The sequence below is a fragment of the Qipengyuania benthica genome, from assembly GCF_030717865.1.
GTDB lineage: Bacteria > Pseudomonadota > Alphaproteobacteria > Sphingomonadales > Sphingomonadaceae > Qipengyuania > Qipengyuania benthica.
Map to the genome: position 1 here is coordinate 97364 of NZ_JAVAIL010000003.1, position 15967 is coordinate 113330.

The window sequence follows — 15967 nt, forward strand, 5'->3', positions numbered from 1 at the left end:
AACACCGGCCTTTTGCCCAAAGCCCCGTGCGAATCCAAGCGGGAATGCTAAAGCACCCGGCATGGATGGCAAGAATTCCCCCTACACCTATGCCGATGCCGGCGTTTCGATCGCCGCAGGCAACGCGCTGGTCAAGGCGATCGGACCGCTCGTAAAGGCCACCGCCCGCCCCGGCGCCGACAGCGAGTTGGGTGGGTTCGGCGGCTTTTTCGATCCGAAGGCGGCGGGTTACAACGATCCCCTGCTGGTCGCCGCGAACGACGGGGTTGGAACCAAGCTCAAGCTGGCGATCGATCACGACCGCCACGACAGCGTCGGCATCGATCTGGTCGCGATGTGCGTCAACGATCTCATCGTTCAGGGCGCCGAACCGCTGTTCTTCCTCGATTATTTCGCCACCGGCAAGCTCGAGAACGGCATCGCCGAACGCGTGGTCGCCGGAATCGCCGAAGGCTGCAAGCAGGCCGGCTGCGCGCTGATCGGTGGCGAGACCGCCGAGATGCCGGGAATGTATGCGCCGGGCGATTACGATCTCGCCGGCTTCTGCGTCGGCGCGGTCGAGCGCGGCGAACAGGTCACCGGCGAACGGGTTGCACCCGGCCATGTGCTGCTCGGCCTCGCCAGTTCGGGCGTTCACTCCAACGGTTATTCACTGGTGCGCAGGCTGGCCGAAGACAAAGGCTGGCAGCTCGACGCGCCTGCCCCTTTCGACGCCGCACTTACGCTGATCGAGGCGCTGATCGAGCCGACCCGCATCTATGTGGCTAGCTTGCTGCCGCTGGTGCGCGACGGTTTGATCGATGCGCTTGCCCATATCACCGGCGGCGGCTTGCTGGAAAACATCCCGCGCGTGCTGCCCGAAGGCGCGCACGCCAGGGTCGATGCCGGTCTGTGGGCGCAGCCGGAACTGATGGCCTTCCTCCAGGCGGAGGGAGGGATCGAGCCCGAAGAAATGGCGCGCACTTTCAATTGCGGCATCGGCATGGTGCTGGCGGTAGAACCGGCGCAAGTCGAAATCGTCCGCACTCGCCTCGAAGATGCGGGAGAGATCGTGCTTGCGGTGGGCGAGATAGTTTCCGGGACACGCGGCTGCACCGTGCGCGGGGGCGGCGGAGTGTGGTCCGCCAGCGAGGCCTGGGAAGTGACGCATAGTGGCTGACAAGGCCCGGGTCGCCGTCTTCGTCTCCGGGCGGGGCAGCAATATGGCGGCGCTGCTCTACGCCTCCCGCCTTCCCGATGCTGCCTACGAGGTCGTGCTGGTCGCCAGCAACGATCCCGCCGCACAAGCGCTGGCGCTCGCCACAGCGGAAGGCGTGCCCACCTTCGCGCTCGCGCATCGCGGAATGGCACGCGCCGATCACGATGCCGCGATGGAGCAGGCGGCGCGCGATGCCGGAGCGGAGTACATCGCGCTCGCCGGCTACATGCGAATTCTGACACCTAGCTTCGTCGCGCACTGGGCGGGACGGATGCTCAACATCCATCCCTCGCTGCTGCCGAAATATCCCGGCCTCGACACCCATGCCCGAGCCATTGCGGCGGGCGACAGCGAGGGCGGTGCCTCGGTCCATCTGGTGACCGAAGACCTCGATATGGGCGAGGTTCTGGGCCGAATCCCGGTCGCCATTCGCCCCGACGAGACCGCAGACGGGTTGGCCGAACGCGTGCGGCTGGCCGAACACCAGCTCTATCCGCGCGTGCTCGCCGATTATGTGTCGCGGCCATACGATGCCGCCTGGCTGCTCGAGCGGGTACGCGCGCTGGCGCTGGCGCTGCCGGAGACGCACGAGCGCGAAAGCCATGGCTCGCCCGGCTGGCGCGCGGGGAGCGCGAAGACCGGCAAGTATTTCGCCTATTTCTCCGACCAACATCACGGGACGCCGCATATCTCGCTGCTGGTGAAATGCAGCGGAATGGACGAACTGGAGGCTCTCGTCGAAGCGCAGCCGATGGCCTATTACAAGCCCGCCTATTACGGCGCGAGCGGCTGGATCGGGCTGATCCTCAACCGGGCCGGGGTCGATTGGGAGGGAGTGGCCGACCGGCTTGAGCACAGCTGGCGGCAGGTAGCACCCAAGAGCGCGACGAAGTTCCGGGACGCGGCGGACGAATTCTGATGCCCCCCCGCGCGCATCCCCTGGCCCGCTCGCGAGCGGCTGAATTGGCGACGCGCATGGTCGAGTTGCTGTGGGAACACGTGACGCCGAAACCGCCGCTTGAGCCCGAGTTCCTGTGGGAAAAGGGCAGCGCAGGCTTCTGCGCGGAAGACGAGACTTCGCTCCGAGAACCTCAGGACATCGCCGATTTTCGCCAACGCCTGGAGGTCCTGTGCCGCTCCTTGCGCGACGAAGCACGGCTCAACGCGTTGGGCCACACCCTAGCCTATGGCCAGCTCACCGCAGCGATCCGCAAGCGGCATGCGCTCGGCCGGCTGTGGCGCGAGCGGCCCGAACTGGCGACGACGCGGATCGCGTCGCCGATCGTGGTGGTGGGCCAGATGCGCGCCGGGACGACGCGGCTGCATCGGCTGCTGTCCGCCGATCCCGCGCATGCCGGGACACGCTTCTGCAATGCGTTCGACCCGGTCCCGAGAAGGCCCGACTGGCGCCCGATCAAGAGCGGTTTCGCGCTGGCGATTGGCCGACGGATCAATCCCTGGCTCGACACGCTACACCCGTTCGGCGCGACGCGGGTGGACGAGGAGATCAGCTGGCTGTCCTACGCGCTCGACGCCTGCACATACGAGGCGCAGTGGCGCATACCGAGCTTCGTCGCCTTCAACGAAGCGAGCGATCCGACCCCGATCTATCGCGAATTTGCGCGGATCCTGCGCAGCGATGCCGCGGCGACGGGGAATGCCGGATTGCCGCGGGTGCTCAAGGTTCCGCAATTTTCGGAGGCGCTGCCGGCGCTGCTCGATCAGTTTCCCGACGCCCGCATCATCGTCGCCCGGCGTGACGAGGAGGCGGTGCTGGAGAGTTCGGTTTCGATGGTCGCGAGCCAGTTCGCGTTCCAGTCGGATCATGCCGATCTTGCCGCCATCCGAGCGGAATGGCGGCGGAAAATCGCGCTGCGCAAGGCCCGGATCGAGGCCGCGCTGGCCCAATTCGACGGTCCGCTTGCCCGAGTGGACTTCGATGAGTTCGACATCGACAGCGAGGCGGTCGTGGAACGCATCTATAAAGATCTGGGAATCGGTCTTTCACCGGAAGCCCGGATTGCCATGCGCCGCGAAAGCGCGCGCGCCTCGCGCGACGGCCACGGGCAACATCGCGCGCAGATCGCCGGCTTCAAATCGCAGGGTGCGGAACCGGGCACCCAAACCGGAACGGCTCGCCAGACCTGAAATTCAAGCAGCTCGCGAACCGGCGGGGGAGAAGGCGAGATGCCCCGCCTTCTCCCGCCAGCCGGATCAGCCGACGATTTCGTCGTCGTTGAAGAAGAAGGCGATCTCGGTCGCGGCGTTCTCTTCGGAATCCGAACCATGGACCGAATTGGCCTCGATGTTCTCGGCATAGGCCTTGCGGATCGTGCCCTCGGCGGCGTCGGCGGGGTTGGTCGCGCCCATCACGTCGCGGTTGCGCTTCACCGCGTCCTCGCCCTCGAGCACCTGGACCACCACCGGGCCGCTGGTCATGAAGCTGACGAGCTCGCCGTAGAAGGGGCGATCCTTGTGGACTTCGTAGAAGCCCTTGGCCTGCTCCTCGGTCATCAGGATGCGCTTGGAGGCGACGACGCGCAGGCCGGCTTCCTCCAGCATCTTGGTAACCGCGCCGGTCAGGTTGCGGCGGGTGGCATCGGGCTTGATGATCGAAAAGGTGCGGGTGGTCGCCATGGGGAATATCCTCGTTGTCGCAGGGATGGGTCGCAGGGATGAAAATGTCGTGGAATTGGCCGCGCCCCTAGCGCCGCGCCCGCGCGCGGGCAAGCGTCAGTTGAGCGAGCGTCAGTTGAGGCCGCGCCTCAGGGTCAGCTGCCCGGTGGTCTCGCCGGTCGCGCCGCTGGCCTGGAAGGCGAAGCTGGTGCCGTCCGGCGCTTCGCCCGCGATCGTGGTCATCGCGCCGGTCTTCAGGTCGATCGCAACATCGACCCCGGCGGCCTCGGCCTGGCGGCGATAGAACGCGACCAGATCTGCGAGACTGTCCTCGCTCGCCAGCGAAACCACCACCCCGGTCGCATCGTCGCGGCCAATCTGGATCGTGTTGCGGATCTCGGCGCCGGGATAGATCGAGAACCCCTCCGGCAGCCGCGGGGGCACCGTCTCGCCCGCGCGCATGATAGTGGTGCCGTCTTCATTGTTGACCACCGCGCGGGTCTCGCCCGTCGCGGGATCGACCTCATAGCTGCCGGGCGCGAATTCCTGGCGCGGCTGCTCCTCGACCGGTTGCTCGGCTTCGGGACTGCAGGCGGCAAGGGCGAGAGTGGTCAGAGTGGCGAGAAGGGCGGTGCCGACGGGGCGCATGGGAGTCTCCTTTATCCACCCAACGTGGGATCACCCCACTTCGGTCCAGCCGTTACCCTCCTGTTTCCAGGCATGGCTCTCGATCGCCTCGCGATTGCGGAAACTGCGCCACAATTCGCGCGCATCCTGTGTGGCCGCAGCATCGAAGAGCAGGAAGGCGCGCTCGAAACCGCCCGCTTCCTCGCGCCAGCGGCCATCGGCGAGCACCACCATGCGCGCCTCGTTGGGTGCGGTGCAGGTCTCCGAGAGCAGGATCGGCTGGCGCGCCGCGTGCGGCTCGCCCGCCTCGCCATGGGCGAGGAAATGCGCCCCGCCCTCGCTCCACAGCGCTCGCGAGATGGCGGCACGCCGTTCCTCGTCCTCGCTCACCACCAGCAGCCGCTGCCCGGCCTGCAGCGCTTTTCGCGCCAGCAGCGGCACGACCTGTTCGACCGGATCGCGGCTCAGCTGGTAGAAATCGACCCGCATCGCCTCACGCCGCCCGCGCGCGGCGGCAGCGCTCGGAGCAGAATTTCACCTGCTCCCAATCGCGGGCCCATTTCTTACGCCAGGCGAAGGGCAGACCGCAGGCGGCACAGGTCTTCGATGGCAGGTCGCCCTTTTGCCGCATCCTGCCCGTGCCGCCCGCCACCTGCGTGGCTCAGCCTTCGATCGTATCGGCGACCAGCTGGTTCATCAGCCGCACGCCGAAGCCGCTCGCGCCCTTGTCCCAGGTCGCGCCCGGCTTGTCGGTCCAGACCGTGCCGGCGATGTCGACATGCGCCCAAGGGGTCTCGTCCATGATGAAGCGCTGGAGAAATTGCGCCGCGGTGATCGATCCGGCCGCCTTGCCGCCGATGTTCTTCATGTCGGCGATCGGCGATTCGAGCATCTTGTCGTAGGCGGGGCCCATCGGCATCCGCCAGACGCTGTCGCCGCTGGTCTTGCCGGCCTGTTCGAGATCGGCCCAAAGATCGTCGTTGTTGGAGAACACCCCGGCGTGCTCGTGACCCAGCGACACGATGATCGCGCCGGTCAGCGTCGCAAAATCGACCACCCGGGCGGGCTTGAACTCCTGCTGGACCCAGTGGAGCGCGTCGCACAGCACCAGCCGCCCTTCGGCATCGGTGTTGAGGATCTCGATCGTCTGGCCCGACATCGAGGTAACGATATCTCCGGGGCGCTGCGCCGCGCCATCGGGCATGTTCTCGACCAGTCCGACCACGCCGATGACATTGGCCTTGGCCTGGCGCTTGACCAGCGCGAGCATCCCGCCCGCAACCGCGCCGCCGCCGCCCATGTCCCATTTCATGTCTTCCATGCCGGGACCCGGCTTGATCGAGATTCCGCCGGTATCGAAGGTCACGCCCTTGCCGACGAAGGCCACCGGCGCTCCGCCCTGTTCGCCGCCGTTCCAGCGGATCGCGAGGATGCGCGATTCGCGCATCGAGCCCTGGCCGACGCCGAGCAGAGCGCCCATGCCCAGATCGTGCATCTGCGTCTCGTCGAGGACGATCAGCTCCGCCCCGGTGCCTTCGAAGCGTTGCTGGCAGCGTTCGACGAAGCTTTCGGGATAGATCACATTGGCGGGCTCGGTGACCAGTTCGCGGGTGAACTCGACCCCCTCGGCAACCGGCTCCACTGCCTTCCACGCCGCTTCGCCGCCGTCGGGAGCGTTGAACACCACCACCTTCTTGAGCGTGATCTTCTGCTCGTCCTTGAGCTTGGTGCGGTAGACGTCGTAGCGCCAATTGCGCAGCCGCAGCCCGAGCAGCAGATGCGCCAGCTCCTGCACCTTGAGGTTGCCACCGTCGACGCCGATCGTCTCGGCCCCGGCGGACTGGAACTTCGCCGCCAGAGCCGCGCCGGCGCGCTCGAGATTTGCGGAGCGCTTGGCATCGCCCGGATCGCCCGCGCCGACCACGGCGAGCCGGATCACCGCGCCGCCACGCTCGACGAAACCGTCGAACAGCTGGCCGGTGCGACCCTTGAAGCGCGCCGCCTGGGCGCCTTCCGTCATGGCCTGTTCGAGGCCGTCGGGAAGCTTGCCCTTGTCGGCGGTTTGGGCGATGAGCCGCAGCCCTTCAGGACGGGACTGGCTAAATTCGATGTTCATGGGATCTCCCGGAATTCTGGATCGGGACGCTGCGGCTCCGGGCCGCGACGCCCCCTTTCGGATGGCGATTGCGATTAGGCCGACGCAATGCGATAGGCAAGGCATGCCCTCGCCCCGCCGCCGTGCGACCCGTTCCTGCTCGCTTCAGGCCCGCTCGCTTGGGGCCGGCTCGTCTTGGGCGCGTCTGGCGGCATCGGCCTGCTCGCTCGCCTTCGTGCTCGCCCCCGCCCAATTGGCGGCGCAGGAAGGCGCGGCCGCCGGAATGGCCACCGCGCAGGAGCCGGTGGATCTGCCCGACGCGGCCGACCCGGTTTTCACAGGTGAGCAGAACGAGGGCCTGCCCCAGGCGATCGCACCCGTCCCCGGAGCCGAACCGATCCCGAGCGAAGCGGACGATGGCCGCACGATCCACTTCGAGGCCCAGACGCTCAGCTACGACGAGCCCAGCGATACCGTCACCGCGGCGGGCAATGTGGTGCTGCGCAGCGGCGACCGTTCGGTGCGCGCCGATCGCGTCACCTGGAACCGGCAGAGCGGCGAGATTCTCGCCGCCGGTCGGGTCCGCTTCGTCGACGAGAACGGCAATCAACTCTATTCCGACACGGTCACGCTGACCGACGAATTCGAGACCGGGGCGATGGAGGATCTGCTGCTGGCGCTGCGGCAGGGAGGGCGGCTGGCGGCGCAATCCGGCCTGCGCGAGGCGGATGGCACGATCACGCTCTCGCGGGCGGCCTACAGCGCCTGCGCGGTGACGACGCCGGAAGGATGCGACAAATCGCCCAGCTGGCGGATCACCGCCGAACGGGTCAGCTACGATCCGCAGAACAGCGAAGTGCGGTTCCGCAACGCCTATCTCGAACTGTTCGGCGCGCGAATCCTGCCGCTGCCGGGACTGGCGATCCGCACCGACGGGGGCGCGGTGGCCGGGTTCCTGGTCCCCGACCTGCGGATCTCGGAAAGCAATGGGGTAGAGGTCAGCGGCAGCTACTACTGGCGGCTGGCACCCAACAAGGACCTGACCGCCAGCGCCTATCTGTTCACCGGAGCGCCGCCGATGGTGAGCGGGCAATACCGCCAGCTCGCCGACGAGGGCGCGTTCCAGATCACCGGCTACGCCACCCACAGCAGCCGCATCTCCAGCTTCACCGGCGCGCCGACCACCGAGCGGGATCCGCGCGGCTATCTGTTCGCCAATGGCAAGTTCCAGTTCACCCCGCATTGGAGCCTGACCGGATCGGTGCGGGTGGCGAGCGACCGCACCTTCCTGCGACGCTACGACATCAGCCGCGACGACCGGCTGCGCTCGATGGTCGAACTCGAACGGATCGACCGCGATTCCTACCTTTCGATCGCCGGCTGGGCAGTGCAAACGCTGCGGCTGGGCGCCGATCAGGGACAGGTGCCGCTGGCGCTGCCGGCGATCGACTACCGCAAGCGGCTCACCGATCCGCTGCTGGGCGGCCAGGTCGAACTGCAGGCGAACAGCCTCGCGATCCTGCGCCGCGATGGGCAGGACACGCAGCGCGCCTTCGCCCGCGCGCGCTGGGATCTGCGGCGGATCACCGGGCTCGGCCAGGTGGTCCAGCTGACCGGTATGCTGCGCGGCGACGTCTATCATTCGGACGAAAATCTGCTCACCCCAACCCCCCTCTACCGCGGCGAGCCAGGCTGGCAGGGGCGCGGGATCGCGCTGGCGGCGGTCGATCTGCAATGGCCACTGATCGGGCCGCTGGCGGGCGGCGAACAGGTGTTCACCCCGCGCCTGCAACTGGTCGCGACCCCGCCGATCCGCAATCTCGCGATCCCCAACGAGGATGCCCGCGCGATCGATCTGGAGGATTCCAACCTCTTCGCGCTCAACCGCTTTCCCGGCTACGACCGGATCGAGGACGGGGTGCGGCTGACCTATGGTTTCGACTGGCAGCTGCGGCGGCCCGGGCTCGAGGTCAAATCGACGCTTGGCCAGTCCTACTCCCTCGACCGCGATCCCGGTATCCTGATCGACGGCACCGGCTTGTCGGAGCGGGTTTCGGACGTGGTCGGGCGAACCGAGGTGCGGTTTCGCGACTTCGTCAAATTCACCCACCGCTTCCGGCTCGACAAGGATAGCCTGGCGATCCGCCGCAACGAGATCGACGCCACCGTCGGCTCCGCGCGGACCTATGCCGAAATCGGCTATCTGCGGCTCAATCGCGATATCACCGAGGTCGAGGATCTGCAGGACCGCGAGGAATTGCGCGCGGCAGTGCGCGTGGCCTTCCTCGACTACTGGTCGGTGTTCGGCTCGGGCGTGTTCAACCTCACCGATCGGTTCGAGGACCCGACGCTGGATTCCGACGGTTTCGAGGCGATCCGCACCAGATTGGGCATCGCCTATCAGGACGATTGCATCGAGATGGGGCTGACCTGGCGGCGCGACTATGTCAGCAGCGGCGATGCCGAACGCGGCGATACCTTCCAGCTCTACTTCAGCCTGCGCAATCTGGGTTTCCGCTGAAAGCCTCGGCACCGCGCCGGGGCCTGCGCCGCGACGCCGTGCGCGGCCCCGTTGGCAGCGCGCCGCAAACGCGCTATCCGGCGCGCCAATCAGCTACGGTTCAGCCTGCGATTGGCAGGGACCACAGCCATATCCGGGCGTTGGCAAACGACGCCGCATTGGGACGATAACCACGTGATGCGCAAAACGCTTTCCAATCTGGTCTCCACTCTCGCGCTGGCCGGGCTCGTCGCGGCGCCGACCGCCGCTTCGGCGCAGGCTTCCGCGTCCACCGCGAATGCGCTCGACCTGCCCGAGAACATCACCATCGTCGGGCCGCAGACGCCCAATCTGCGCACCGCGACCGCGGTGGTGAACGGAGCGGTGATCACCGGGACCGACATCGATCACCGGGTCGCGCTGGTCACCGCGGCGAGCGAGAACGAGATCGGCGGCGAAGAGCTGCAACGCCTGCGGATGCAGGTGCTGCGCAATCTGATCGACGAGACGCTGCAGATCCAGGAAGCCGAGGCGCAGGAAATCGCCATCGCGCCCGAGGAGATCAACCAGACCTATGCGCGGCTCGCGCAGCAGAATTTCGGTCAGAACACCGGAGCGATGGATGCCTATCTGATCGGCATCGGCTCCTCGCCGGTCTCGCTCAAGCGCCAGATCCAGGGCGAACTCGCCTGGCAGCGGCTGCTGCGCCGCAATGTGGCGCCGTTCGTCAATGTCTCCGAAGAGGAGGTGAACGAGCTGCTCCAACGGCTCGAGGCGTCGCGCGGAACCGAAGAACATCGGCTGGGCGAAATCTTCCTTTCGGCAACCCCCGAGAGCCGGGCCGCGGTCGAGCAGAACGCCGCGCGGATCATCGAGCAGATCCGTCAGGGCGGCAGCTTCGTCGGCTATGCACGGCAGTTTTCCGAAGCCTCCACCGCTGCGGTCGGCGGCGATCTGGGCTGGGTGCGGCTGGCGCAATTGCCCGCCGAACTCGCTACCGTGGCGCGCGAGATGCAGCCCGGTCAGCTGGTCGGCCCGGTTCCCGTCCCCGGGGGCTTCTCGATCCTCTATCTGATCGACAAGCGCCAGGTGCTGACAGCGGATCCGCGCGATGCGCTGCTCAGCCTCAAGCAGATCTCGATCGGCTTCGAACCGGCCACCACCGAAGCGCAGGCTACCGCCCGTGCCGGCGAATTCGCGCAGGCGATGCAGTCGATCCGCGGCTGCGGCGATGCCGAGAACGCCGCCGGCGCGATCGGCGCCACGGTGGTCACCAACGACCAGATCCGCGCACGCTCGCTTCCCGAATCGCTCCAGAATGCGGTGCTGCAGTTGCAGATCGGCCAGACCACCCCGCCCTTCGGCTCGGTGGAAGACGGCATCCGCGTGCTGATGCTGTGCGGCCGCGACGATCCGGAGGCCGAAGCGGGTCCCGACTTCGACCAGCTGATGGGCCAGATCGAGGACGAACGCGTCAACAAGCGCGCCCAGCGCTATCTGCGCGATCTGCGCAACGATGCCTATATCGTCTACAATTGAGATCGAAGGGTGAGCGGATCGCACCCGCCCGGTGAGATCCCGCCGCTCGCGCTCTCGCTGGGCGATCCGGCCGGGATCGGTCCCGAGCTGATCGCCGAGGCGTGGTTCCAGCGCCGCTCGCTGGGGCTGGCGCCGTTCGTGGTTGTCGGCGGGGCGAACATCGTCACAAGCGCGGCGCGCAGCCGTGGTCTGGAAGTGCCGATCGTCGCAGTCGAGACCATGGCTGCGGTCGATGCGGCATTGTTCGACCGCGGCCTGCCGGTGTTGTCCTCGCGAGATGGCGTCTATGCGCCCGGCAAGCCCGACGCCGGAGGGGCGCAACTGGCTCTCCACTCGCTCACCGAAGCCTGCCGCGCGGTGCGCGAGGGCGAGGCCTCGGCGCTGGTGACGCTGCCGGTTGCCAAATCGCAATTGGCGCTCGCTGGCTTCGGCCACCCCGGGCAGACCGAGTTCCTGGCGCAGCAATGCGGCGTCTCCGAACGCGATGCGGTGATGATGCTGGCCGGGCCGAGCCTGCGCGCGGTGCCGCTCACGGTCCACTGTCCGCTGGCGGAGGTTCCCCAGCGGCTGACAGTGGACCTCATCATCCACAAGGCGCAGATAGTCGCGCGGGCGCTGCGCGAGGATTTCGGCATCGAGCACCCGCGCCTCGCGCTGGCGGGGCTCAACCCGCATGCGGGCGAGGACGGACGGATGGGGAGCGAAGAGGCTCGCATCATCGCCCCCGCCGTGGCCGCGCTGCGCGAGCAAGGGATCGAGGCCACCGGACCGCATCCCGGCGACGCCCTGTTCACCCGCCGCGCGCGCGCGACCTACGATGTCGCGCTGGCGATGTATCACGACCAGGCGCTGATCCCGCTCAAGGCGCTCGATTTCGACGAGGGGGTGAATGTGACGCTCGGACTGCCGATCGTGCGGACCAGCCCCGATCACGGCACCGCCTTCGCAATCGCGGGCGAAGGCATCGCCGATCCGGGTGCGACCTTCGCTGCTTTGCGGATGGCCACCGAATGCGCGACCCGGCGCACGCGGCGCGAGCCCTGAGCTCTGCATCGGTCATTGCGGGCCCCCTCAGGGGGCACGGCAATCCACCCCTAGCGGCGAGCCACGTCCCTCTTGCTAGGGATTGCTTCGCTTCGCCCGCGATGACGAGCTAAGGGGGTGCGATATGCATCCAGACCTTCCTCCCTTGCGCGAAGTGATCGCTCGCCACGGGCTCAGCGCCTCCAAGGCGCTCGGCCAGAACTTCCTGTTCGACGAGCATCTGCTCGACCGGATCGCTGCCGTTCCGGGCGAGCTGCAGGACATTGCGGTGCTCGAGATCGGCCCCGGACCCGGCGGGCTGACGCGCGCGCTGCTGCGCGCCGGGGCGCGGGTCACCGCGATCGAGATGGATCGCCGCTGCCTTCCCGCGCTCGGCGAATTGCAAGACGCCTTCCCCGACCGGCTGACGGTGATCGAAGGCGATGCGCTGAAGCTCGACCACGACGCAATCATGGGCGAACCCCATGCGGTTGTCGCCAACCTGCCCTACAACGTGGGCACCGCGCTGTTCGTCCGATGGCTGGGCGGGCAGGACTGGCCGCCGCGCTGGACCTCGCTGACGCTGATGTTCCAGCAGGAGGTCGCGCAGCGCATCGTCGCCACGCCCGACGCCAAGGCCTATGGCCGGCTCGCCGTTCTCGCGCAGTGGCGCACCAGCGCGCGTCTCGCGATGAAGGTCCACCGCAGCGCCTTCACCCCGCCCCCCAAGGTGATGAGTGCAATCGTCCATGTCGAGCCCGCTGCGATGCCTTCGGGCGTGAGCGCGCGCCAACTCGAGCGGCTGACCGAGGCGGCTTTCGGCCAGCGTCGGAAGATGCTGCGCCAGAGCCTGAAGGGCGTGCCCGGTGCGCTCGGCGCGCTCGAAGCCATGGGGATCGACCCGCAGCGCCGTGCGGAAACGCTGGCGGTGGAGGATTTCGTCGGGATCGCGCGCCTGCTGGGCTGACGCGAAGACGCGCCGGCTCCGGTCTCAGCTGCCCGTAGACTGGTCGTCCGGCATTTGTGGATAGCGCGGGGTGAAATCACCGACCGAGGTCAGCATCTCCCAATCGATCACCTCGATCATGCGGCGGTTGCGCGAGATCAGTTCATCGTTCTCGAGTTCTTTCAGCACCCGGCTGACATGCATCGGAGTTACCCCGATGATGTCCGAAATCTGTTCCTGCGTCAGCGGGAGGACGAAATCATGCCCCTCGGCACCTTGTGAATGCGACAGCCGAACGGAGAGTTCGCACAGCAGATAGGCAATCTTGGTGCGCGAGTCCCGCCTGCCCAGATTGGCCATCCACTCGCGCGATATCGAAGCGTTCAACGCCGTTTCGCGGAACAATGCCTTGCCGATGGCGGGATGTTCGAAAACCACCTCCATCAGGTCTTCGCAATGGAACCGAGACATCGTGCATTCGGAAATCGCCTGCACGTTGAAGTCGATCGACGGCAGGAACAATCCGTCGAAATCCAGCAATTCACCGGCGAAGAAAACGCCGACGATCTGGCGCCCACCGTTACCCACGATCTTGTGGCTCGCGGCGACGCCAGAGGTGAGCAAAGAGCAGGTGGTCGGACTGGTTCCGTCGCGGACCGAAAAATCTCCTGGCGCCACAACCCGTGCTACGCTCTCGAGCGCCTTCAGCCTGGCGATATCACCTTCTTCGAGTTCGGAATGCCTTCTTAGCCGGTCGATGAATTTCTGAAGCGACACGCAGATTTCCCTCAGGCCGAACCGTTGCGATTCTGCGGCGAACTCACACCTGCCAGTGGTAAGATAGCTTCGGCCATATATCTCACGTTAATGACCCCGTTTATATACATAGATTTAGTTAGCAAAATGAGCGATGGGGCGGGAAGGCGCGCGGATCAAAGATAAGTCTCTGCTGCAGAGGCGTATTATAGAGGGCAGAACGAGAAACAAGATTATTGCTGCGCAGACTGTGCCGACAACAGATCGGATGATTGTGAGCAGCGAGACTTTGCATTTCGACTGGACCCGCCCGTTGCGTCGAACCCGCGCTAGCGGAGCGCCGTTCCTTTTGACGACACCCGCGATCCGAAAAGCACGAAATTGATCTATTATGACAACCTATCGCAATTCACGGAGCGAAGCGTTTTGAAACACGGATCTCGCGAGGAAACCCTGCGCGGAGAACTCGCATCTTCCTTTGAGAATGTCGCCGATCGGGTCCGTGCCTCGCTCGACCGGATCGTAACCCATTGTGCAGATGAGTTCGCGTGTCGCATCTCCCTGGTTTCGCTGGTCAAATCGACCGAGCAGAGATTCCTCGCAGGTGTGGGTATGGAAATCGACAGCGCGCCTCTCGCTGCCTCGTTCTGCGCCCATGTGGTAAATACGCAGCAGCCGCTGGTCGTCGGCAACGCCCGCGACGACGCCCGTTTCCGCGAGAATCAATGTGTGGTCGGAGAACCGCATATCAGCTCCTACATGGGCTACCCGCTCCGACATTCGCGTGGAGCCTTCGTGGGTGCGCTGTGCGTGATCGACAGCCGTCCGGACCGCTTCGCGCCTGATAATCTTCCTCGTCTCGAAATCTTTGCGCGCGTCGTCGAAGACATCCTCGAACTCCACACCATTCATCTCGAAGGGCAGAAACTGACCAGGGAGGTGCATGATCAGAATCATCGCCTGCTCACCTCGAACCGGATCCTGCGACAGGCCGAGGCTGTCGCCAGGATGGGGGCCTGGGAGTTGGACATCGAAGCCGACCAGATGAAATGGTCCGAGGGGACCCAGGCCGTCTTCGAAAGCTCGCGAACCGGGGGCGGAACTCTCAAGGCCTCGATGAAGGGCTACGAGCCTGCTGACCGGCGCGAAATCGAGGAGCGCTGCGAGAAAGCGATCGAATCGGGAACACCATTCGATATCGAAACCGACCTGTTGCTCGGCGAGGGGAAGCGGAAGCGAGTCAGACTTGCCGCCGAACGGGTCGAGGCCGATGGCATGCACCCGGCACGGCTGGTCGGGGTAGTGCAGGATGTAACCGAATCCTACCGCGCGCGCATGGCGCTCCACCATGCCGCCGAGCACGACAGTCTGACCGGACTGTACAATCGCTTCGCCTTCGACCGGACGCTGCAGCAACGGCTGTCGGAAGCGAACGGAACCGGCGAAGAGGTCGCAGTCCTGCTGATCGATCTCGACGGGTTCAAGGACGTGAACGACGTCGTCGGCCATATCGTTGGCGACATCATCCTCAAGGAGGTCGGCGAGCACATCGCCAAGGCTACGCCCGAAGGCGGCTTCGCAGCGCGCTGGGGTGGCGACGAATTCGCCGTGGTTCTTCCGCCCCAGACCGGGAGCAAGCAGGCAAGGGCGATCGGTAAACAGCTGCTGGAGCAATTGCGGTACCAATCCGACATTTCGGGCCATCTCATCGAAATGGGCGCCACAGCAGGCCTGGCGATCGGGACGAGCGGAACCAGCGTCAAGGAACTCGTCCGCCGCGCCGATACCGCACTCTATCACGGCAAGAAGCGCGATCCGGGTAAGGTCCATGTCTACGAGGCCGGTCTCGAACAGGGCAATGTGGCGCGCCAATACGCGTTGAACGAAGTGCGCACGGCAATCCGCGAGGATCGCATCTTTCCCGCCTACCAACCCGTAGTGGAACTGCGCACCGGGCGGCTGGTCGGGTTCGAGGCCTTGATGCGAATTACCAGCCGCATGGGTCGTCGGATCACCGCAACCGAAGTCTTCCCCGCGCTCATCGACCCGTTCCTGTCGCGCGAGGTCAGCACCTGCATGATCGAGCAGGTCGCCAACGAATTCGTCGCGCTCAAGCGCTCCGAACCGGCGCTCGAATTCGTCAGCATCAACGCCAGCGAAGCCGATCTGCTGGCCAGCGGCTTTGCCGCCCAGCTAATGGCACAAATGCGCGAGAAGCGGATCGACCTGTCGCGGATCACGCTGGAAGTGACCGAGACCATGCTGCTGGTCGACAACGCCCAGGCGGTGCGGCGGGTCCTCACCGAGCTGCGCGACAACGGCGTCAGCATCGCGCTGGACGATTTCGGCACCGGCTATTCCTCGCTCAGCCATCTGCGCGATTTTCCCATCGACAAGGTCAAGATCGACGGCAGCTTCATCCAGGCCATGGCGAACGATCAGCACGCCTCGAAGATCGTCCGCGCGCTCATCGGGATGGCCAGCAGCATGGGACTGAGCGTCATCGCCGAAGGGGTCGAAACCGCCACCCAAAGCCGCCTGCTGCAGCAGATGGGTTGCGAATTGGGTCAAGGGTTCCTGTTCGGGCACGCCGAGGACCTGGGCCAGCTGACGCTGGGGCGCTATGGCGATGGCGAGCGGCGATCGCTCTCCTCGGCGGCGGCCTAG

14 protein-coding genes and 1 pseudogene are annotated in these 15967 nt (G+C 66.1%); 9 read left to right on the forward strand and 6 right to left on the reverse strand.

Annotated features, from left to right (window positions below; genetic code table 11):
• The first annotated feature begins 61 nt into the window (after nt 1-61).
• From purM to Q9K01_RS09520, 3 genes are read left to right on the forward strand one after another with little or no spacing between them, the layout of a single operon-like run.
• Complete coding sequence (purM, locus tag Q9K01_RS09510; protein ID WP_305930012.1) at nt 62-1159, forward strand: phosphoribosylformylglycinamidine cyclo-ligase; 1098 nt, start codon at nt 62-64, stop codon at nt 1157-1159.
• Entirely contained in the window at nt 1152-2117 is a 966-nt protein-coding gene (gene purN / locus Q9K01_RS09515; RefSeq protein WP_305930013.1) for a phosphoribosylglycinamide formyltransferase, read from the forward strand. The genes purM and purN overlap by 8 nt, the downstream gene beginning before the upstream one ends.
• 44 nt (nt 2118-2161) lie before the next feature.
• Complete coding sequence (locus Q9K01_RS09520; protein WP_305930014.1) at nt 2162-3346, forward strand: sulfotransferase family protein; 1185 nt, start codon at nt 2162-2164, stop codon at nt 3344-3346.
• Nucleotides 3347-3412: 66 nt separating this feature from the next.
• Here the strand turns inward: Q9K01_RS09520 and ndk are convergent, their stop codons facing one another.
• The 5 genes from ndk to Q9K01_RS09545 all read right to left on the reverse strand — a co-directional run bounded on the left by ndk (nt 3413) and on the right by Q9K01_RS09545 (nt 6557).
• Nucleotides 3413-3835, reverse strand: a complete 423-nt coding sequence (ndk, locus tag Q9K01_RS09525) for a nucleoside-diphosphate kinase (RefSeq protein ID WP_305930015.1) — start codon at nt 3833-3835, stop codon at nt 3413-3415.
• Between the two features lie 111 nt (nt 3836-3946).
• The gene (locus tag Q9K01_RS09530; protein ID WP_305930016.1) at nt 3947-4462 is read right to left on the reverse strand and encodes a hypothetical protein; all 516 of its coding nucleotides are present in this window, start codon (nt 4460-4462) and stop codon (nt 3947-3949) included.
• Between the two features lie 30 nt (nt 4463-4492).
• On the reverse strand, nt 4493-4930 hold the full coding sequence (locus Q9K01_RS09535; protein WP_305930017.1) for a DNA polymerase III subunit chi: 438 nt from the start codon (nt 4928-4930) through the stop codon (nt 4493-4495).
• A 4-nt stretch (nt 4931-4934) separates the two neighbouring features.
• On the reverse strand, nt 4935-5072 hold the full coding sequence (locus Q9K01_RS09540; protein WP_305930477.1) for a DUF2256 domain-containing protein: 138 nt from the start codon (nt 5070-5072) through the stop codon (nt 4935-4937).
• 30 nt (nt 5073-5102) lie between these two features.
• Nucleotides 5103-6557: a leucyl aminopeptidase gene (locus Q9K01_RS09545; protein WP_305930018.1), complete on the reverse strand. Its 1455-nt coding sequence runs from the start codon at nt 6555-6557 to the stop codon at nt 5103-5105.
• Nucleotides 6558-6660: 103 nt separating this feature from the next.
• On the opposite strand from Q9K01_RS09545, the gene Q9K01_RS09550 reads away from it, so the two are divergent.
• From Q9K01_RS09550 to rsmA, 4 genes are all read left to right on the forward strand, one after another.
• Complete coding sequence (locus tag Q9K01_RS09550) at nt 6661-9057, forward strand: LPS-assembly protein LptD (RefSeq protein WP_305930019.1); 2397 nt, start codon at nt 6661-6663, stop codon at nt 9055-9057.
• A 177-nt stretch (nt 9058-9234) separates the two neighbouring features.
• Nucleotides 9235-10575 (forward strand): peptidylprolyl isomerase, encoded by a 1341-nt coding sequence (locus Q9K01_RS09555; protein WP_305930020.1) that lies wholly within the window; start codon nt 9235-9237, stop codon nt 10573-10575.
• A gap of 9 nt (nt 10576-10584) precedes the next feature.
• A complete protein-coding gene (gene pdxA / locus Q9K01_RS09560) occupies nt 10585-11619 on the forward strand; it encodes a 4-hydroxythreonine-4-phosphate dehydrogenase PdxA (RefSeq protein WP_305930021.1) in 1035 nt (344 codons plus the stop codon).
• 124 nt (nt 11620-11743) lie between these two features.
• Nucleotides 11744-12565: a 16S rRNA (adenine(1518)-N(6)/adenine(1519)-N(6))-dimethyltransferase RsmA gene (gene rsmA, locus Q9K01_RS09565; protein WP_305930022.1), complete on the forward strand. Its 822-nt coding sequence runs from the start codon at nt 11744-11746 to the stop codon at nt 12563-12565.
• A 24-nt stretch (nt 12566-12589) separates the two neighbouring features.
• Here the strand turns inward: rsmA and Q9K01_RS09570 are convergent, their stop codons facing one another.
• Entirely contained in the window at nt 12590-13321 is a 732-nt protein-coding gene (locus Q9K01_RS09570; RefSeq protein ID WP_305930023.1) for a Crp/Fnr family transcriptional regulator, read from the reverse strand.
• Between the two features lie 405 nt (nt 13322-13726).
• Between Q9K01_RS09570 and Q9K01_RS15465 the strand changes: the two are divergent.
• Together Q9K01_RS15465 and Q9K01_RS09580 are read left to right on the forward strand one after the other, a co-directional pair.
• Nucleotides 13727-14137: pseudogene (locus tag Q9K01_RS15465) on the forward strand (GAF domain-containing protein); the annotation flags it as partial.
• A 102-nt stretch (nt 14138-14239) separates the two neighbouring features.
• A complete protein-coding gene (locus Q9K01_RS09580; protein WP_305930025.1) occupies nt 14240-15967 on the forward strand; it encodes a putative bifunctional diguanylate cyclase/phosphodiesterase in 1728 nt (575 codons plus the stop codon).